The organism is Halomonas zincidurans B6 (assembly GCF_000731955.1).
Taxonomy (GTDB): domain Bacteria; phylum Pseudomonadota; class Gammaproteobacteria; order Pseudomonadales; family Halomonadaceae; genus Modicisalibacter; species Modicisalibacter zincidurans.
The window spans coordinates 1,018,036-1,036,424 of sequence record NZ_JNCK01000001.1 but is presented as its reverse complement, the minus strand read 5'-3'; the positions used below and the strand labels follow the sequence as shown (position 1 = coordinate 1,036,424).

At 66.2% G+C, this 18,389-nt stretch carries 15 protein-coding genes; 7 read left to right on the top strand and 8 right to left on the bottom strand.

All coding sequences use genetic code 11. The features are described from left to right. Positions 1-4: 4 nt before the first annotated feature. The 3 genes from rapZ (at position 5) to mgtE (ending at position 2,616) form a co-directional block, all read left to right on the top strand. Complete coding sequence (rapZ, locus tag HALZIN_RS0104870; protein WP_031383121.1) at positions 5-895, top strand: RNase adapter RapZ; 891 nt, start codon at positions 5-7, stop codon at positions 893-895. Continuing rightward, the gene (locus tag HALZIN_RS0104865; protein ID WP_031383120.1) at positions 882-1,151 is read left to right on the top strand and encodes an HPr family phosphocarrier protein; all 270 of its coding nucleotides are present in this window, start codon (positions 882-884) and stop codon (positions 1,149-1,151) included. The genes rapZ and HALZIN_RS0104865 overlap by 14 nt, the downstream gene beginning before the upstream one ends. A 109-nt stretch (positions 1,152-1,260) precedes the next feature. After that, entirely contained in the window at positions 1,261-2,616 is a 1,356-nt protein-coding gene (gene mgtE, locus HALZIN_RS0104860) for a magnesium transporter (RefSeq protein ID WP_031383119.1), read from the top strand. 117 nt (positions 2,617-2,733) lie between these two features. On the opposite strand, the gene pmbA is transcribed toward mgtE, so the two are convergent. Next, positions 2,734-4,074: a metalloprotease PmbA gene (gene pmbA, locus HALZIN_RS0104855; protein ID WP_031383118.1), complete on the bottom strand. Its 1,341-nt coding sequence runs from the start codon at positions 4,072-4,074 to the stop codon at positions 2,734-2,736. Between the two features lie 67 nt (positions 4,075-4,141). On the opposite strand from pmbA, the gene yjgA reads away from it, so the two are divergent. Next, positions 4,142-4,648 (top strand): ribosome biogenesis factor YjgA, encoded by a 507-nt coding sequence (gene yjgA, locus HALZIN_RS0104850; protein ID WP_031383117.1) that lies wholly within the window; start codon positions 4,142-4,144, stop codon positions 4,646-4,648. Between the two features lie 138 nt (positions 4,649-4,786). On the opposite strand, the gene tldD is transcribed toward yjgA, so the two are convergent. The 7 genes from tldD to HALZIN_RS0104815 form a co-directional block, all read right to left on the bottom strand. After that, complete coding sequence (gene tldD / locus HALZIN_RS0104845; protein ID WP_031383116.1) at positions 4,787-6,241, bottom strand: metalloprotease TldD; 1,455 nt, start codon at positions 6,239-6,241, stop codon at positions 4,787-4,789. Further along, a complete protein-coding gene (locus HALZIN_RS0104840) occupies positions 6,238-10,137 on the bottom strand; it encodes a YhdP family protein (protein ID WP_031383115.1) in 3,900 nt (1,299 codons plus the stop codon). Before HALZIN_RS0104840 ends, tldD begins: the two co-directional genes overlap by 4 nt. Before the next feature lie 4 nt (positions 10,138-10,141). Then, positions 10,142-11,605 (bottom strand): ribonuclease G, encoded by a 1,464-nt coding sequence (rng, locus tag HALZIN_RS0104835; RefSeq protein ID WP_031383114.1) that lies wholly within the window; start codon positions 11,603-11,605, stop codon positions 10,142-10,144. Positions 11,606-11,637: 32 nt separating this feature from the next. Then, positions 11,638-12,240 (bottom strand): Maf family protein, encoded by a 603-nt coding sequence (locus tag HALZIN_RS0104830; protein WP_031383113.1) that lies wholly within the window; start codon positions 12,238-12,240, stop codon positions 11,638-11,640. A 40-nt stretch (positions 12,241-12,280) separates the two neighbouring features. After that, entirely contained in the window at positions 12,281-12,766 is a 486-nt protein-coding gene (gene mreD, locus HALZIN_RS0104825) for a rod shape-determining protein MreD (RefSeq protein ID WP_031383112.1), read from the bottom strand. Further along, a complete protein-coding gene (gene mreC / locus HALZIN_RS0104820) occupies positions 12,763-13,680 on the bottom strand; it encodes a rod shape-determining protein MreC (protein ID WP_268871190.1) in 918 nt (305 codons plus the stop codon). Before mreC ends, mreD begins: the two co-directional genes overlap by 4 nt. Positions 13,681-13,776: 96 nt before the next feature. Beyond that, a complete protein-coding gene (locus tag HALZIN_RS0104815; protein ID WP_031383110.1) occupies positions 13,777-14,814 on the bottom strand; it encodes a rod shape-determining protein in 1,038 nt (345 codons plus the stop codon). A gap of 198 nt (positions 14,815-15,012) precedes the next feature. Between HALZIN_RS0104815 and gatC the strand changes: the two genes are divergently transcribed. The 3 genes from gatC (at position 15,013) to gatB (ending at position 18,358) form a co-directional block, all read left to right on the top strand. Further along, positions 15,013-15,300 (top strand): Asp-tRNA(Asn)/Glu-tRNA(Gln) amidotransferase subunit GatC, encoded by a 288-nt coding sequence (gene gatC, locus HALZIN_RS0104810; RefSeq protein WP_031383109.1) that lies wholly within the window; start codon positions 15,013-15,015, stop codon positions 15,298-15,300. 62 nt (positions 15,301-15,362) lie between these two features. After that, positions 15,363-16,883 (top strand): Asp-tRNA(Asn)/Glu-tRNA(Gln) amidotransferase subunit GatA, encoded by a 1,521-nt coding sequence (gatA, locus tag HALZIN_RS0104805; RefSeq protein WP_031383108.1) that lies wholly within the window; start codon positions 15,363-15,365, stop codon positions 16,881-16,883. Next, positions 16,883-18,358: an Asp-tRNA(Asn)/Glu-tRNA(Gln) amidotransferase subunit GatB gene (gatB, locus tag HALZIN_RS0104800; protein WP_031383107.1), complete on the top strand. Its 1,476-nt coding sequence runs from the start codon at positions 16,883-16,885 to the stop codon at positions 18,356-18,358. Before gatA ends, gatB begins: the two co-directional genes overlap by 1 nt. Positions 18,359-18,389 lie beyond the last annotated feature (31 nt).

Genomic DNA, 18,389 nt, shown 5'->3' with positions numbered 1-18,389 from the left:
CCCCATGCAACTCGTGATCATCAGTGGCCGCTCCGGATCCGGCAAGTCGATCGCCCTCCAGGCACTCGAGGACCTGGGCTTCTATGCCATCGACAACCTGCCGGCGATGCTCCTCGATGCGCTGATCGATGAGCTCCAGCAGGCCGACAGCAAGCGCGCCAGCGTCGCGGTCAGCATTGATGCGCGCAACTTGCCCACGGCCCTCGAGCGCTTTCCCGCGCAGCTCGAGGCCGTGCGCCAGCGCGGCATCGATTGCCAGGTGGTCTATCTGACCGCCGAGGACAAGATCCTGCTCGAGCGCTACTCGGCGACCCGCCGCCGCCATCCGCTGACCCGTAATAGCCAGATGACCCTGGCCGAGGCGATCGAGTCCGAGGAGAAGGCACTGGCGGACATCCGGGATCTGGCCGACCTGGTGATGGATACCTCGCAGCTCTCGGTCCACGACCTGCGCGGACGCATCGCCGAGCAGGTCGCCCACCATACCAGCGAACAGCTCACGCTGACCTTCGAATCGTTCGGCTTCAAGCGCGGCGTGCCGCTCGATGCCGATACCGTCTTCGACGCCCGCTGCCTGCCCAATCCCTACTGGGATCCGCGGCTGCGCCCGTTCAATGGCCGAGATGCCGAGATCGTGACCTTTCTCGAGGATTATCCGGATGTCGGCGCCATGGCCGACGATATCCGCGACTGGCTCGAACGCTGGTTGCCCGCCTACCGCGCCAGCAACCGCAGTTATCTGACGGTGGCGATCGGCTGCACCGGCGGCCAGCATCGTTCAGTGTATCTGACCGAACGTCTGGCGCAGCACTTTACCGGCCGTTACCGGGTGCGAATTCGTCATCGGGAATTGGGCATCCACGCCGCCGTGGGAGCCGCCGATGCCACAGCGTGAGCTGACGCTGATCAACAAGCGCGGCCTGCATGCCCGTGCCGCGACCAGGCTGGTCCAGTGCTGTCAGGGTTACGACGCCAGCGTTACCGTTCATCATCAGGGTCGCAGCGGCGATGCCGCCAACATCATGTCGTTGCTGATGCTCGCCGCGCCCTGTGGCAGCCGGCTGACCATCAAAGCCGAGGGCCCGCAGGCCAGCCAGGCGCTCGATGCGCTCGAGGCGTTGCTCGCGGCACGTTTCGAAGAGGATCTGTAAGCGTCCATCGGCGAACGTGCGACCGCGCGACGGATCGTTGCCCTTCGAGCCCGGCCACGATGTTAGAATGACGCCGCCCACCGCGGGGCGATCAAGGACGCCGACTGCCATGAGCCAGAATCCAAGCCGACTACAGCCTCGCCTCGATCGGCTCAACGCAGCCTTGGAAAACGGCGCCCTGGATCAGGTCCGACGCATGCTCAACCGCGGCCTGGCACCGGTCGACGTGGCTCATCTGCTCGAATCGACCCCGCCGCGCGAGCGCGAGGTGCTCTGGGCACTGGTCGACCCCGAGTTGCAGGGCGACGTCCTGCAATATCTCAACGATGATATCCAGACGGTGTTTCTCAGCCGCATGGACACCCAGCAGCTGGTCTCGGCCACCGAGCGGCTCGACGTCGACGACCTGGCCGATCTGCTGCAGCGCCTGCCCAACACCGTCACTCTCGAAGTGCTGGCCTCGATGGAGGCGCAGGAACGCCAGCGTCTGGAGACCGTCCTCGCCTATCCCGAGGACACCGCCGGCGGGCTGATGAACACCGATGCGCTGACGATCCGCCCGGATATCACGCTCGACGTGGTTTTGCGCTATCTGCGTCGTCATGAGCGCCTGCCGGACACCACCGACACGCTGTTGGTGGTGACCCGCGACGACAAGCTGATCGGCAGCCTGCCGATCAATCGCCTGCTGGTTTCCGATCCGTCGATGCTGGTCCGCGAAGTGATGGATACCGACATGGTCAGCATCGCAGCAATGACCGACGAGAGCGACGTCGCCAAGCTATTCGAGAAGTTCGATCTGGTGTCGGCGCCGGTGGTGGGCACCGATGGCCATCTGCTGGGCCGGATCACCATCGACGACGTGGTCGACGTGATTCGCGAGAACGCCGAGCATCAGGTGATGAGCATGGCAGGTCTCGACGACGACGAGGACACCTTCGCCCCGGTCTGGCGGACCAGTCGGCGACGGGCGGTCTGGCTGGGCGTCAACCTGATTACCGCGTTCATGGCGGCGGCGGTGATCGGGCTGTTCGAAGGCACCATCCAGCGTGTCACCGCGCTGGCGGTATTGATGCCGATCGTCGCCAGCATGGGCGGCATCGCCGGTTCCCAGACGTTGACGGTGTTGATCCGCGGCATCGCTCTCGGCCATGTCTCGGGCAGCAACGTACGCTGGCTGCTCAGCCGCGAGCTGATCGTCAGCGTGCTCAACGGCCTGCTCTGGGCGCTGGTGATCGCCGCCATCGCCGTGGTCTGGTTCGACGATCTGACGCTGGGCGCCATCATCGCCGCAGCGATCGTCATCAACCTGCTGATCGCCGCGCTCTGCGGCACCCTGCTGCCCGTGGCGCTCAAGAAGCTCGACATCGACCCGGCGCTGTCCGGCAACGTGATTTTGACCACCGTCACCGACGTGATCGGCTTCATGGCCTTCCTCGGCCTGGCGACGCTGTTCTACCTATAGGAGACGGAAGACCGACGCTTCGCGTCTCGAAGAGGGAAGAACGGCGCTATGCGCCTGGAAGAAGAACAAGTAGCAAGAATCATTTTGCCTCTTCCCTCTTCTGGCCGTAGGCCCTCTTTAGCCCCCCGCCACCATCATGTCGTCGATCAGCCAACTGCCGGTATGCACGCTGCCGCGGGTATCGACATCGTCGCCCACCCCGAGCAGATTGCCGAACATGCCGCGCAGGTTGCCGGCGATGGTGAACTCCTCGACCGGATATTGCAGCTGGCCGTTCTCGACCCAGAAGCCGGCCGCCCCGCGTGAATAATCGCCGGTCACGCCGTTGACCCCCTGGCCCATCAGCTCGGTGACCACCACGCCGCTGCCCATCCGCGCCAGCAGCGCCTCGGGTGTGCTCAACGGCGCGTCCAGCCGCACATTGCGCGCACCGCCGGCGTTGCCGGTGGTGGTCATGCCGAGCCTCCGCGCACTGTAGGCCGAGAGCATGTAACTGGCGATCCGCCCCTGCTCGACGTAGACGTTGTCGCGGGTATAGACCCCATCGTTGTCGAACGGCGCACTCGCCATCCCACCGATCTCGCGCGGCTTCTCCTGGAGCGACAGCCACTCGGGAAACAGCGTCTCGCCGAGGCTGTCACAGAGAAACGAGGCGTCGCGATAGAGCGAGCCTCCAGCGATGGCACTCAGCAAGTGTCCGATCAGCCCGCCGGCCAATTCAGGGGCGAACATCACCGGCATGCGACCGGTGGCCGGGCGCTTGGCGCCGAGCCGCCGCAAGGTACGCTCGGCGGCGCGCCGGCCGATCGCCTCGGGCGAGGCCAGCTTGGCCGGATCGCGCTCGCTGGAATAATCGTAGTCGCGCTGCATGCCCTGCTCGTCCTGAGCGATCAGCATGCACGACAGCGAATGCCGGCTACCGCATTGGCTGCCCATGAAGCCGTGGCTGTTGGCATAGACCCGTACGCCTTCACCGCTCGACAGTTCGGCGCCTTCGGAGTTGCTGATGCCCGCCACACCGCGCCCGGCCTGTTCGCAGGCCAGGGCCATCTCGATCGCCTGATCGGTCGACAACTGCCATGGATGGTGGACCTTCAGATCCGGCAGCTCGGTGGCCATCAACGCCTTGTCGGCCAGGCCGGACGCCGTGTCCTCGCCGGTCTGACGGGCGATTGTCAGGGCTCTGTCGACCAGCGCGCGGATCGACGCCTCGCTGGCGTCCGACGATGAGGCGCTGCCCTTGCGCTGGCCGACATAGACGGTGACGGCAATGCCCTGGTCGCGCGCCAACTCGACGGTCTCCACCTCGCCCATGCGCACGCTGACATTGATCCCCTGGTCGACGCTGGCGCCCACCTCGCAAGCGTCGGCACCCGCCTCGCGGGCCTGCTCGAGCGCGGCCGCCGCACGCGCTTCCAGCAGCGCCTGCTGCGCACTCGCATCGAAAGCCTGTGTCATGTTGGTCTCCTTGTGCGAAGGCTGGCTGGTATACTGCGCCAACCTCCCAAATGCTTATGGAAATGGCATGTCATTCGAGTCCCCCGCCGATCTTCCGGAACGGTCGAGCAAGTCCCAACTCAAACGCGAAATGCTGGCGCTGCAGGCGCTGGGCGAAAAGATCATCGCCCTGCCCGCCCCGCAGCGCGCCCGACTGCCGCTGTCCGAGGACATGCTCGCGGCGGTCGAGGAAACCTCGCGCATCCGCTCCCACGAAGGCCGCCGCCGGCACATGCAGTACGTCGGCAAGGTCATGCGGCGCGAGGACATCGCCGCCATCCAGGCCGTGTTCGACGAATTCGAGCAGGAAAAGCTGCGCCGCGATCACGCCTTCCACCGCCTTGAACAGTGGCGCGACCGGCTGGTCGAGGACGACGGCGAGGCGCTCGAAGCCTTTATCGCCGAACACCCCCACGTCGACCGTCAGGCGCTGCGCCAGCTGATCCGCAATGCCCAGAGCGAGCGCCAGCGCGGCAAACCGCCGACCAACGCCCGCAAGCTGTTCCAACTGATCCGCGATACCGCCAGCATTTAATAGTGCTATACCCGCGGGACGTAGCCGAGCGATGCTCAGGCAAGGCGAACAGCGGCGAGGCAGCGGAGTTTACAAGTTCGTAAATGAGCATGCCGAGCCGATGTTCAACGCCGCATGAGCGAGCGCAGGCACGTTCGTTCACGATTGCGTGCCGCCGACCGTCAGCTCGTCTAATTTCAGCGTCGGCTGGCCGACGCCCACCGGCACGCCCTGGCCCTCCTTGCCACAGACGCCGATCCCGCTGTCCAGCTGCATGTCGTTGCCGATCATCGACACCCGCCCCATCGCCTCGGGGCCATTGCCGATCAACGTCGCTCCCTTGACCGGCGCGGTGATGCGGCCGTCCTCGATCAGATAGGCCTCGCTGGCCGCGAACACGAACTTGCCGGAGGTGATGTCGACCTGCCCACCGCTGAAGCTGACCGCGTAAATGCCACGCCTGACGCTCTTGACGATGTCCTCGGGGTCGTCCTGGCCGGCCAGCATGTAGGTGTTGGACATCCGCGGCATCGGCATGTGCGCGTAGGATTCACGCCGCGCATTGCCGGTCGGGCTCATGCCCATGAGCCGCGCGTTGAGCTTGTCCTGCATGTAGCCGGTGAGGATGCCGTCCTCGATCAGCGGCGTATAGGCGCCGGGCGTGCCCTCGTCGTCGATCGACATCGAACCGCGCCGCTCGGCCAGCGTGGCGTCGTCGACCACGGTCACCCCCCTGGCGGCGACTGGCTGGCCGATGCGCCCGGCGAACGCCGAGCTGCCCTTGCGATTGAAGTCCCCCTCCAGGCCATGGCCCACCGCCTCGTGAAGCAGGATGCCCGGCCAGCCGGCGCCCAGCACCACCGGCAATTGGCCGGCCGGCGCGTCGACCGCCTCGAGGTTGACCAGCGCCTGGCGCACGGCTTCCTTGGCGTAGCGCTCGGCGACGTTCTCGTCACGCAGCCGCGACATTGCATAGCGCCCGCCGCCGCCGGCGCTGCCACGCTCGCGGCGACCATCGCGCATGGCGATGACGCTGACGTTGAAACGCACCAGCGGGCGGATGTCCGCGGCCAGCGTGCCGTCGCTGGCGCGCACCAGCACCACTTCATGGACGCCGCTCAGCGAGGCACTGACCTGAGCGACGCTGGGATCGGCGGCGCGGGCGACGCGATCGGCCTGCTTGAGCAGGGCGATCTTGTCCTCCGCGGACAGCCCCGATAGCGGATCGATGCCGGCATAGCGCTGCGCCGCCGCCGCGCTGTGTACCGGCACCCGCATCAGCCGGGAACCGCTGCGCGCGATCCCCGAAGCGGTGCGCCCGGCCTCGGCCAGCGCATCGGCGGTGATCTGGTTGGAATAGGCGAAGCCGGTCTTTTCTCCGGCCAGCGCGCGTACGCCGACGCCGCCGTCGATATTGAAGCTGGCGTCCTTGACCTCGCCGTCCTCGAGGACCCAGTTTTCCTGCCAGCTACGCTGGAAATACAGGTCGGCATAATCGATGCCCGGCCCCAGCGCCTGTTCCAGGCCCGGCTCGAGCGCCTCGGCATCCAGGCCGCCGGGGGCGAGCAGGGTGGTTATGGCCTCGTCGAGAGGCGAATGGGAGCGTTGCGTCATTCGGCATCTTCCACGGTGATTCGCGGCGAGGTCCAGGGCCCCTCCACGCGATAGTAAATTCTCGTGACCTTGTCGAGCCAGCCACCGAAGACCTTGTCCGCCAGGAACAGCGCGCCGCCGACATAGGGCGCGCCGGCGATCACGGCGGCCAGAGGCAGATTCTGGCTGACCGGCACGGTGACCCCAAGGGTCAGATCGAGCTGGCGTGCCAGCAGATCCACGCTGCCGTCCAGGGTGAATTGGGTGGAGGTCCCGTCGATTTCAACCGGCCCGCGGGTTTCCAGACGTCCACCATACAGTGTGGCATCGCCGCTGACACTGTCGAATGCGGTGCCTTCGCCGGTGACGTCGGAGAAATCCAGGCGCAACCGGCGCAGCAGGTTGTCGACGTTGAGCAATCCAACCAGCCGCGCCGAGGGCGACTCCAGGGTGCGAAAACGGCCGTCGGTCAGCTCCGCCTCGATGCTGCCCCGCGAACGCGCCAGGGCGAATTGCCAGGGCGCGCCCGGCCAGGCCAGTTGGGTCTGTACCTCGGTGCGCGTCGAGTTGATGGCCACCGGCTGATCGAGCGTCGCCAGCGCCGTGCCCAGATCGCCGCCGCTGATCGATAGCCGTGAACGAGTCAGGCTGGCCTGCTCGCCCGAGGCCTCCCAGACCAGTTCGCCCTGCGCGGTTATCTCGCCCAGCTTCAGCGAGACCGGATCGAGCCGCAGGCGGTCGGGGGATTCCCGCCAATTCGCCTCGAAAGGGCCGAATTGACGGCCGCTGCGCGACAGCGTGGCGATGCTCAACCGGCCTGCCGGCACCTGGGTCAGCCAGTCGGGCAGCGGTGCGGGCTCGGGCGGTGCGGTGACGATCTCGCTCTGCAGGCTGGGTGACGAGGCGTCGTTCTGTTCGCCGCCACCGGCGAGCAGCGGGTCAAGATTCAAGCGTGCGAGGCTAATATCCAGCGGCGCGGCCTGCCTCGGCCGATACTCGCCACGTCCCTGCATCAGCGAACCCGCCAGACCCAGCGACCAGCCATATTCGTTCAGCGGGCTGGCCGAGGCCTGCAGATCGCCGAGGCAGCGCTGCTGATAGTACAGGCAGTCGATTTGCAGGTTAAAGCGCTGCAACCGAGTCAGCGCCGAGCGGCCGTTGGCCTCGGCTTCATCCGCGGCCGAGGGCAGCGATACCTCGGCCAGCGCTTGCTGCCAGCCTGCCAGCGACAGCCGCGGGGTGTTCCAGGCGATGTCCCACCCGCTGCCACTCGGCCATTCAGGATCGACCGGCCAGTTTTCCAACCAGGCCTGACCCTGGCCGCCTTCGGGGCCCAGCGAACGCCAGCGCAGACGCAAGCGCTCGGCCAGCTCGAGCTCGACCACACGATCGGGGATCGAGGCCGTCACGGCAAGCGGAACCCGGGCATCCAGCGTCTTGCCGAACGGCGCCGGCAGGTCGATGGCCAGACCCTGGAGATCGCTATTCAGGCTCAGGCTCGGCTTGTCGGCCTCGAGGTCGAGTTCGGCCGTATAGGGAAAATAGCCGCTGATCAGGCCGCCGAGGCCATCGACTCCCGCCCAGTCCAGCAGCCCGCGGGCCAGGGCGCGACCCTCCAGGGTCACGCCCTGGCCGCCGACATCGAAGTCGGCAAGCAGCGGCCCCTCGAAGACCCGTGCGCCGAGTTGACCGGTCAGGGTGTCGCTGCCAGGTTCGCCGAGGTATTTATAGCGCAACGCGCCATTGACGTTGCCCAACTCCAGATCGGCCTGGGGCAGACGGATCGACGGTGCATCGACACGGGCCTGCAGATCGACATCGACAGGCGCGTCTACCGATTCCGGAGTGTCCATGGCCACACCGAGGCGCAGTTGGCCGTCGACTCGCCCTTCGCCTCGCCAGTCGCTGAAACTCTCCAGGCCATCGAGCGGCGCGGCGGCCAGAAAGTCGAACAGGCCTTGAATGGGGCCAGCGACCGGCCCTTCGACCGTCAAGCGTTCGTCGGCCAGCGATACCTTGGCGCCTTCGCTGACCAGGCCCAGGGTCTCGGCATGCTCCACCGTCGCTTCGAGGGTCTGGTTATTCAGCGTGAGCTGACCGCTGAGCGCGTTGAGCGCCGGCCATTCGGGATCGTAGGGCAGGTAGCCCCGTTCGACGTCGAGGGCCAGGCGCAGCTCGGCGCTCTTGCCGAGTTCATCGACGTTCTCCCGAGTCGCGCCAGCCTCCTCGCCATCGAGGCGCTGACTGAACTGCAGCGAGCCGCGCGGGACATAGCCGGTGATGCCCGAGGTCAGCCATTCACGCAGCTCGCTATCGAACACCTCGAGCGGCAACCACTCGCCCAGCGGCGTCTGCGTCGCATCGACATTGCGCATGTCGAGGTTCAACGCGAATTGCCCGGGCCGCTGGCGGGCGTTTTCGCCCGGTACCGTCAGCTGAAAGTCGCCGTCGACCGAAGCGCCGCGCCAGCCGAGCGACAACTCCTCGCCAGCGACTTGCGGCTGCTCGCCGTTCAGCGACCAATTGACGCGACCGCTGGCATAATCGAGCGACAAGGGGGCAGGAAACAGCTTGGGAAAGCGCAGCTCGACACCCTGCCGGCCGGCGAATTCGACGTACCCGGTGCGACCGTCGGCCTCGACCCAGGCATCGAAAGGGCCGCCACCGGGGGCGTCCTGCCAGGGCTGGGCGGTCATCTCCTGCAAGGCGGCGCGCGCCTGCCACTGGCCCTGCTGTCGGCCCACCTGCAGGCCCTCGACGCGACCCCCGGGCTTGAGCGCATCGAGCATCGATTGCCAGCGCTCGGGCAACGGCAGCCGCCGTCGCCAGGCCATCAGCTCATCCACCGAAAACGCCGAGCTGCGCAGCCACCAGTCATCGCCCTCGCCGGCCAGTTGCAGACGCTCGGGCAGCGACGAGGCGCCGTCCCGGGCATCGTTCATGGACAAGCTATTGACCCAGGCATTCCATTCATCGCCGTCACCGCGCAGCCACTGCCCGCGGGCCTGGATATCGCGCAGTTCGAGGGTGCCCTCGCTGTCCGCGACACTCAGCTCGGGTATCGACAGGGCCAGCCGAGCATCCTCGACGCGCCCGTCGCGCCAACGCGCCCACAGCTCGGCCTCGCCACTCACCCGCTCGAGACTCAAGGGCTCACGGCGTGTGAGCAGCCGACCCAGCCGCGTCAGGCTGCCCAGATCCGTGCGCGCCTGAAGTGCAGCGCTGAAATCATTCAATCCCTGGGACCCGGGCAGGACTTCGAGCACCACGGAAAGCGATTGCTGCGACTGGTCGGCGACGAACAGTTGCCCCTCGAGATGGGCACGCCCCGATTCTTCGGCGATCAGTAACTGAGGCGCCCGTAACGTCAGCGTCTCGTCGAGGCCGTGCAGCACCACCCGCAGGTCGTTGAACACCACCCGCTGGCGCAGCAACAGCTGTACCCAATAGTCAAGCCGCGACAAGTCCATGCCGCCCTCGGGTATCACGTAGGGCGGGATTTCGGCCGGTCCCGGCCATTGCCAGCGGCCTTCGCTATCCTGGTAAAGATGCAGCGTCGCCTGGCTGATGCGCGCTTCGCCGAGCACCGGCTGCCGCGCAAGAAGCGAGGCAGCAGTGTCCAGGCGCAGGTCGGCGTACTCGATCTCGAGCAGCGGAAAGGGATCGCTGCCTGCCTGCGACATCAAGCGCAGATCGTCGATACGCAGCGCCGGATCGAACCATTGCAGGCGCCCTTCGAACGCCTTCATCGTCAGACTCGCATTGAACTGTTGCGACAGCTCGGCGACGATTCGCCCACGCACGGCGTCGAGCTGCGCGACCCTCAGACGCAGGCCGCCGATCAGCAACGCCAGCAGGACCAGCGCCAGGGCCGTCAACGTCAGGGCCCATCGCAGGGTTAGACGGAACGGGCTCATGGGCTCACATCAGCACGATGTCGTACTGCTCCTGGGAATAATGACCTTCGACCTGGAAGCGAATCGTCTTGCCGATGAAGATCTCCAGATCGGCGACCGCCGCGGACTCTTCGTCGAGCAGGCGGTCGACCACTTCCTGCGAGGCGAGCACCATGTAGGTATCGGGACTATAGGCACGCTCCTCGCGCAGGATCTCGCGAAAGATCTCGTAGCACACCGTTTCCGGCGTCTTCAGCGTGCCCCGCCCCTGACAGGTCGGGCACGGCTCGCACAATGTCTGTTCGAGGCTTTCGCGGGTCCGCTTGCGGGTCAGTTGCACCAGCCCCAGCTCGGTGACGCCGGTCAGCTTGTTCTTGGCATGATCGCGCTCCAGCGACTTCTCCAGCACCCGCAGGACCTGACGCTGATGCTCGTTGTCCTCCATGTCGATGAAATCGATGATGATGATGCCGCCGAGATTGCGCAGGCGCAGCTGGCGGGCAATGGTGGTCGCCGCTTCGAGGTTGGTCTTGAAGATCGTCTCCTCGAGATTGCGGTGCCCGACATAGCCGCCGGTGTTGACGTCGATGGTGGTCATCGCCTCGGTGGGATCGATCACCAGGTAGCCGCCCGACTTGAGCTGAACCTTTCGGCCCAGCGCCTTGTGGATCTCGTCCTCGACACTGAACAAGTCGAAGATCGGCCGTTCGCCCGGATAGTATTCGACGCGCTCGACCACGTTGGGCATGAACTCCTCGGCGAATTCGATCAGCCGCTGGTAGTTCTCGCGCGAATCGATGCGCACCTTCTCGATGTCGTCGCGCATCACGTCGCGCAGCGTGCGTATGTACAGCGGCAGGTCGTCGTAGATGCGGCTCGGCGCGGCCGCGGTCAGCTTGCGTTCGTCGACCTTGCGCCATAGCCGCAGCAGGAATTGCATGTCGGCAATCAGTTCGTCGGCGCCCACGCCCTCGGCCGCGGTGCGAATGATGAAGCCGCCGGGCACGTCAGCGTCGTGATCGGCCAGGCAGGATTCGACCAGCGTCCTGAGGCGCTCGCGCTCGACGTCATCCTCGATGCGCTGGGAAACGCCGGTGTGCGGCGAGTCGGGCATGTAGACAAGATAGCGCGAGGGCACCGACAGATGAGTGGTCAGACGCGCCCCCTTGGAACCGATCGGGTCCTTGGTAGCCTGCACTATCAGCGACTGCCCCTGTTGCAGCAACTGGCTGATCGACGCCTGCTCATCGCTCGGGGTGTTGGGCGGCAGCACCTCGTTGGCATGGATGAAGGCGGCCCGTTCCAGACCGATGTCGATGAATGCCGCCTGCATGCCGGGCAGCACGCGCACGACCTTGCCCTTGTAGATGTTGCCGACGATACCGCGACGCCGGCTACGCTCGATGAAGGCTTCCTGCAGGACACCGTTTTCGACCACGGCGACGCGGGTTTCCATCGGGGTCAGGTTGATGAGTACCTCACCACTCATGCGGGAATCCTTGTGCTAAGCTCTTGGCTCGATTATGACACAGCGCCGGCGCCGTCAGGCCATAGTGCGAGGCCCTGACGCTCAAGCAATTGCGCGGTCTCGTAAAGCGGCAGGCCGACCACTGCCGAATGGCTGCCTTCGATGCGCTCGACGAACATCGCCGCACGCCCCTGGATGGCATAGCCACCGGCCTTGTCGGCGGGCTCGCCGGTCGCCCAGTAGGCGGCCATCTCGGTCGCGGCGATCGGGCGCATCGCCACCCGCGTGGTCACGCACGCTTGCAGCAATCCCTGCGGGCCGGTCACTGCCACCGCGGTCATCACCGAATGCCAGCGCCCGGACAAGGCACTGAGCATCGCGCAGGCATGCTCGCGATCGCGCGGCTTGCCGAGAATGGCACCATCGATCACCACCGCGGTATCCGAGCCGAGTGTCACCAACGTGCTGCCGGCCGCCCCCGCCAATGCCTTGTCGCGGGCCAGCCGCGACACATAATCGCCAGCGCTTTCACCGGCGTGGGGCGTCTCGTCGATAGCCACCGGTGCCACCTCACTCGTCACGCCAATGCTCGTGAGCAATTCACGGCGTCGCGGCGAAGCCGATGCCAGGCGCAGCACAGGGGCAACAAGCGTCATTGGCGTCTCCTTGACGAACTATCGCCGGCATGAGGCGGATTCAGCTCACCCCCAGGCGTCGCCGTAGCATTTGCAGCAAGGTATAGAACCAGGGCCATAGCACCGCGCCGATCAGTGCCGGCAGTAGGAAGGCGAGATTGATCGCGAAGGGCCCGAAGATGATCCGCAGCCACTGCTCGAGCAGTTGTGCGATACCCAGCAGCACGAACACCAGCACCGCCTGTTGAACCAGCGCGTAGGCGCGCATGCGCTGATAGACCAGCAAGGCGAGAAAGGCGATCAGCGCCATCACCAGTGCATTCTGGCCAAGTGGCGCGCCCTCGATCAGGTCGAGCAGTAGACCGAGGATGAAGCCGTGGAACACGCCGATCCGTTGCGGTGCGACCACGCACCAGTAGATCAGCACCAGGCCCAGCCAGTCGGGGCGCCAGACCAGCCAGGCATCGGGAAGCGGCATGACCTGCAGACACAAGGCCAGAAACAGGCTGATCCAGGTAGTCGCCAGGCCGCGCAGGGACACGTTCATGGCTGCTCCTTGGCGGCGCCTTGGCCGGGCTGTGGCTGGCCGGTGGCGGCCTCGACGGCAACACCGACCGCGTCGCTGCTGATCCGCGTTGCGCGCGGCGGCGGAAACAGGATCAGAAAATACCGCGAGCTTTCGGGCTGGGCGATCGGCTCGGCGCTGACCTGGGCGAACGGCTCGCCGGGATCGTGGACCACTTCGCTGACGCGAGCCACCGGGAAGCCTTCGGGAAAACGCCCGCCCAAACCGGAAGTCACCAGCAGGTCGCCGGCTTGGATGTCGGCCGTATCGGGCACATTCAGCACATCCAGGGTGTCGTAACTGCCGGTCCCCTGGACGATGAACCGCAGCCCGTTGCGGGTGCTCTGCACCGGTACCGCATGGCTGGCATCGACGGCCATCAGGACTCGGCTGGTGTAGGCGGACACCGAGACTACCTGGCCGATCAGCCCCGAAGCGTCCATCACCGGCAAACCGACACGCACGCCGCTACTGCGGCCGCGGTCGATGACCATCTGGTAGGTAAAGGGGTCGGAGTCCAGCGACAGCAGTTCGGCGCCGATATACGGCACCTGACGACGTTGCGCTGCGGACAGCAACTCTCGCAGACGCGTGTTCTCGGCAGTCAGGCTGGCCATGCGCTTGACGCGGTAGGACAGCGTCAGCAGTTGCTCGCGCAGGCGGCGATTCTCCTCGACCAGCTCGCGCTGGTCGGTGATCATCAGCGCCCCCCAGGAAAGTGCATCGCTGGGCAGGCTGACCAGCCACTGCACCGGGGTGACCAGGGTCGACAACTCCGCGCGAAATTCCGCGAATCGCGGCAGACGGTGCTCGGCAAACATCAACGCGAAGGCGATGAAGGCGCATAGCAGCATGCGATAGCCGGGGGCGGGCCCCTGCGAAAACAGCGGTTTGATAGATCGACTCCCTGCGAGCTGACCACGAAAGCGGGCCGCATTCGAGAAGGCGGCCCATCTGCGACGATCAACGGCGGCGCAAAGCGCCGCCGTTGATCAATCGCTGGAAAGCAGTTCGAAGGTGTGCTGGTCGATCATCTCGAGGGCCTTGCCACCGCCGCGGGCCACACAGGTCAGCGGATCCTCGGCGACGATCACCGGCAGACCGGTTTCCTCGGCAATCAACTTGTCCATGTCGCGCAGCAGGGCGCCACCGCCGGTCAGCACCAGGCCACGCTCGGCGATATCGGAGGCGAGTTCCGGCGGCGATTGTTCCAGCGCGCTCTTGACCGCGGCAACGATGGAAGCCAGCGGGTCCTGCAAGGCATCGAGAATCTCGTGGGAATTGAGCGTGAAGCTGCGCGGAATGCCTTCGGCCAGGTTGCGGCCACGCACGTCGATCTCGCGCAGCTCGCCACCCGGATAGGCACAGCCGATCTCTTCCTTGATGCGCTCCGCCGTGGCCTCGCCGATCAGGCTGCCGTAGTGGCGACGCACATAGGCGGTGATCGCTTCGTCGAAACGGTCGCCACCGACACGGATCGACTCGGAGTAGACCACGCCGTTGAGCGAGATGATGGCGATCTCGGAGGTACCGCCGCCCACGTCGACGACCATCGAGCCCTGGGCTTCCTCGACCGGCAGTCCGGCGCCGATGGCGGCCGCCATCGGCTCCTCGATCAGGAACACCTCGCGGGCGCCCGCCCCTTCGGCGGATTCCTTGATGGCACGCCGCTCGACCTGGGTCGACATGCACGGCACGCAGACCAGCACACGCGGGCTCGGGGTCAGGAACGTGCTCTGGTGAACCTTGCGAATGAAATGCTGGAGCATCTGCTCGGTGACGGTGAAGTCGGCGATCACGCCGTCTTTCATCGGGCGGATCGCGGTTATGTTGCCCGGGGTACGGCCGAGCATGCGCTTGGCGTCGACCCCCACGGCCGCGACAGAACGCATATTGCCCGACTGGCGGATCGCGACTACCGAGGGCTCGTCCAGGACGATACCGCGACCGCGTACATAAATCAGTGTGTTGGCGGTACCCAGATCAATCGACAGATCGCTGGAGAACAGCCCCCTCAAACGTTTAAACATGGAAGTCTTTCACCTAGTCCAGACCGGAACCCTGTGCGGAGGCAAACGGTATCATCGCGGGGGCAGCCCGGCAAGCGAGATGCCCTTCCAAGCGAGTTATGCTACCGTATCAAGCTATTTTCCCAACGGTCGATTGCGGCGCATCGCACCGCAATCGACCCGCCTTGCCTGAAGCCTTCATTGAGGACCGCAGACGTTATGGCGCTTGAACTCCAAGACGTGCGGCGAGCCGCCTTTCTCGCTCGCCTAGGCCTGAACGACGACGAAGCCGCGGGCTACGTGGACGACCTGAGCCGAATCCTGGACATGGTCGATCGTCTGCAGGCCGTCGACACCAGCGGCGTGGCGCCGCTGGCCCACCCGCTCGACGCCACCCAGCGCCTGCGCGCCGACGAAGTGACCGAGAGCGACCAGCGCGAACGCTTTCAGCGCTGCGCACCGGCCGTGGAAGACGGCCTGTATCTGGTCCCCAGAGTCGTCGAATAAGTCGCTGGCGATTGCGCAAGACTGCGTAAGAAAGAAAAGCCTTTCAGGGAGCCCCTCTGTTCATGCATGACAAGACCTTGACCGAGCTGGCCACGGCGTTGGCCGCCGGTGAGTTCTCCAGCCGCGAGTTGAGCGAGACGCTGCTCGCGCGCATCGCGCGCCTCGACGGCGAACTCAACAGCTTCATCACCGTAACGCCAGACGCCGCCCTCGCGGCTGCAGACCGCGCCGACGCCGCGCGCGCGCGGGGCGAGGCCGGTCCGCTGAGCGGCTTGCCACTGGCCTTGAAGGACATCTTCTGCACCCAGGGCGTGCGCACCAGTTGCGGCTCGCGGATGCTCGACAGCTTCGTCGCGCCCTATGACGCCACGGTGGTCGAGAAACTCGCCGCCGCCGGCAGCGTCAGCCTCGGCAAGACCAACATGGACGAGTTCGCGATGGGCTCGTCCAACGAGAACAGCTACTACGGCCCGGTCAAGAATCCCTGGGACCTGTCCGCGGTGCCCGGCGGCAGCTCCGGGGGCAGCGCCGCGGCGGTCGCCGCCGGGCTGGTTCCGGCCGCGCTGGGCACCGATACCGGCGGCTCGATCCGCCAGCCGGCGGCGTTCTGCGGCATCACCGGCCTGAAGCCCACTTACGGCCGCGTGTCGCGCTACGGCATGGTCGCCTACGCCTCGAGCCTCGACCAGGGCGGACCGTTGGCGCGCACCGCCGAGGACTGCGCGCTGCTGCTCGGCGCGATCGCCGGCCACGACCTGCGCGACTCGACCAGCGTGGCGCGCGGCGTACCCGACTACACCGCCGAGCTCGGCGAGTCGCTGTCGGGGCTCAAGATCGGCCTGCCTCGCGAGTACTTCGGCGACGGTCTCGACCCGGCGGTGGAAGCGGCGATCCGCGAGGCGATCGGCGTCTACGAATCGCTGGGCGCCACGGTGCGCGAGGTCAGCCTGCCGCACACCGCGCTGGCGATCCCCACCTATTACGTGATCGCCCCCGCCGAGGCCTCGTCGAACCTGTCGCGCTATGATGGCGTACGCTTCGGTCATCGCTGCGACAACCCCCGCGACCTGATCGATCTTTATCAACGCTCGCGGGCCGAAGGCTTCGGCGACGAGGTCAAGCGACGCATCCTGATCGGTACCCACACGCTCTCGGAAGGTTTCTTCGACGCCTACTACAAGAAGGCGCAGCAGGTCCGCCGATTGATTCGCCAGGACTTTCTCGACGCCTTCGAGGATGTCGACGTGCTGATGGGGCCGGCCTCGCCGACCCCGGCCTTCGACCGGGGTGCCAACAAGGATCCGCTGTCGATGTACCTGCAGGACATCTACACCATCGCCGTCAACCTGGCCGGCATCCCGGGCATCAGCGTGCCGGCCGGCTTCGTCGGCCAGCGCCCCGCGGGAGGCCGCCCCGCGGGAGGCCGCCCCGCGGGAGGCCGCCCCGCGGAAGGCCGCCCCGTAGGCCTCCAGGTTCTCGGCCCGCATTTCGCCGAGCAGCGCCTGCTCAACGTGGCCCATCGCTTCCAGCAGGCGACCGATTGGCATCGCCGCCAGCCCGCTTTCGGTCAGGAGAACGCATGATGCAGTGGGAAACCGTGATCGGCCTGGAAGTCCACGTCCAGCTCGCCACCCAGTCGAAGATCTTTTCCGGCGCCTCGACCGCCTTCGGCGCCGCGCCCAATACCCAGGCCTGCGCCGTCGACCTGGGGCTGCCGGGGGTGCTGCCGGTACTCAACGAAGGCGCCGTGGCGATGGCGGTCAAGTTCGGGCTGGGCATCGATGCCGAAATTCCCGAAACCTCGGTCTTCGATCGCAAGAACTACTTCTACCCCGACCTGCCCAAGGGCTACCAGACCAGCCAGATGTATCAGCCGATCGTCGGCCCGGGCGAGGTCGAGATTTCCCTCGACGACGGCAGCACCAAGCGCATCCGCGTGCACCACGCCCACCTCGAGGAGGACGCCGGCAAGTCGCTGCACGAAACTTTCTCTAACGGAATGGGCCAGGGCATGACCGGCATCGACTTGAACCGTGCCGGCACGCCGCTGCTCGAGATCGTCTCCGAGCCGGACATGCGCTCGGCCAAGGAGGCGGCGGCCTACCTCAAGGCGATCCACGCCATCGTCACCTACCTGGGCATCTCCGACGGCAACATGGCCGAGGGCTCGATGCGCTGCGACGTCAACGTCTCGGTGCGCCCCAAGGGCCAGGAGACGCTGGGTACCCGCGCCGAGATCAAGAACGTCAACTCGTTCCGCTTCGTCGAGAAGGCGATCGCCTACGAGATCGAGCGCCAGATCGAGCTGATCGAGGACGGCGACAGCGTGGTTCAGGAAACCCGCCTGTACGATCCCGAGGCCGACGAGACGCGCAGCATGCGCACCAAGGAGCAGGCCAACGACTACCGTTACTTCCCCTGCCCCGACCTGCTGCCGGTGGTGCTCGACCAGGCGTATGTCGATCACTTGCGCGCCAGCCTGCCGGAGTTGCCCAGCGAGAAGCGCGCACGGTTCCAGAACGAGCTGGGCCTGTCGGCCTACGATGCCGGCGTGCTCGCCTCAAGCCGCGCCATGGCCGAGTACTTCGAAGTCGTCAAGGACGTCAGCGGCGACGCCAAGCTGGCCGCCAACTGGGTCCAGGGCGAGCTCGCCGGGCGCCTCAACAAGGAGGGCCTGGAAATCGCCGACAGTCCGGTCTCGGCCTCGCAGCTCGGCGGCCTGGTGGCCCGCGTCAAGGACGAGACCATCAACGGCAAGGCGGCCAAGCAGGTGTTCGCCGCGCTGTGGAACGGCGAAGGCGGGGATGACAATAGCGCCGACGCGATCATCGACGCCCGAGGACTCAAGCAGGTCACCGACAGCGGCGCCATCGAGGCGATGATCGATCAGGTAATCGCCGACAGCCCGGTGCAGGTCGCCCAGTACCGCGAGGCCGAGCCCGACAAGCGCGGCAAGATGATCGGCTACTTCGTCGGCCAGGTGATGAAGGCCTCGCGCGGCACCGCCAACCCGCAGCAGGTCAACGCCCTGCTCAAGGAAAAACTCGACAACGCGTGAAGACCATCGCGCCGGCGGGCAAGCTGCCGGC

Bases quoted from the DNA above. Each gene is read 5' to 3' on its own strand.
- rapZ (WP_031383121.1), top strand. From the start codon at position 5: ATGCAACTCGTGATCATCAGTGGCCGCTCCGGATCCGGCAAGTCGATC.
- HALZIN_RS0104865 (WP_031383120.1), top strand. From the start codon at position 882: ATGCCACAGCGTGAGCTGACGCTGATCAACAAGCGCGGCCTGCATGCC.
- mgtE (WP_031383119.1), top strand. From the start codon at position 1,261: ATGAGCCAGAATCCAAGCCGACTACAGCCTCGCCTCGATCGGCTCAAC.
- pmbA (WP_031383118.1), bottom strand. From the start codon at position 4,074: ATGACACAGGCTTTCGATGCGAGTGCGCAGCAGGCGCTGCTGGAAGCG.
- yjgA (WP_031383117.1), top strand. From the start codon at position 4,142: ATGTCATTCGAGTCCCCCGCCGATCTTCCGGAACGGTCGAGCAAGTCC.
- tldD (WP_031383116.1), bottom strand. From the start codon at position 6,241: ATGACGCAACGCTCCCATTCGCCTCTCGACGAGGCCATAACCACCCTG.
- HALZIN_RS0104840 (WP_031383115.1), bottom strand. From the start codon at position 10,137: ATGAGCCCGTTCCGTCTAACCCTGCGATGGGCCCTGACGTTGACGGCC.
- rng (WP_031383114.1), bottom strand. From the start codon at position 11,605: ATGAGTGGTGAGGTACTCATCAACCTGACCCCGATGGAAACCCGCGTC.
- HALZIN_RS0104830 (WP_031383113.1), bottom strand. From the start codon at position 12,240: ATGACGCTTGTTGCCCCTGTGCTGCGCCTGGCATCGGCTTCGCCGCGA.
- mreD (WP_031383112.1), bottom strand. From the start codon at position 12,766: ATGAACGTGTCCCTGCGCGGCCTGGCGACTACCTGGATCAGCCTGTTT.
- HALZIN_RS0104815 (WP_031383110.1), bottom strand. From the start codon at position 14,814: ATGTTTAAACGTTTGAGGGGGCTGTTCTCCAGCGATCTGTCGATTGAT.
- gatC (WP_031383109.1), top strand. From the start codon at position 15,013: ATGGCGCTTGAACTCCAAGACGTGCGGCGAGCCGCCTTTCTCGCTCGC.
- gatA (WP_031383108.1), top strand. From the start codon at position 15,363: ATGCATGACAAGACCTTGACCGAGCTGGCCACGGCGTTGGCCGCCGGT.
- gatB (WP_031383107.1), top strand. From the start codon at position 16,883: ATGCAGTGGGAAACCGTGATCGGCCTGGAAGTCCACGTCCAGCTCGCC.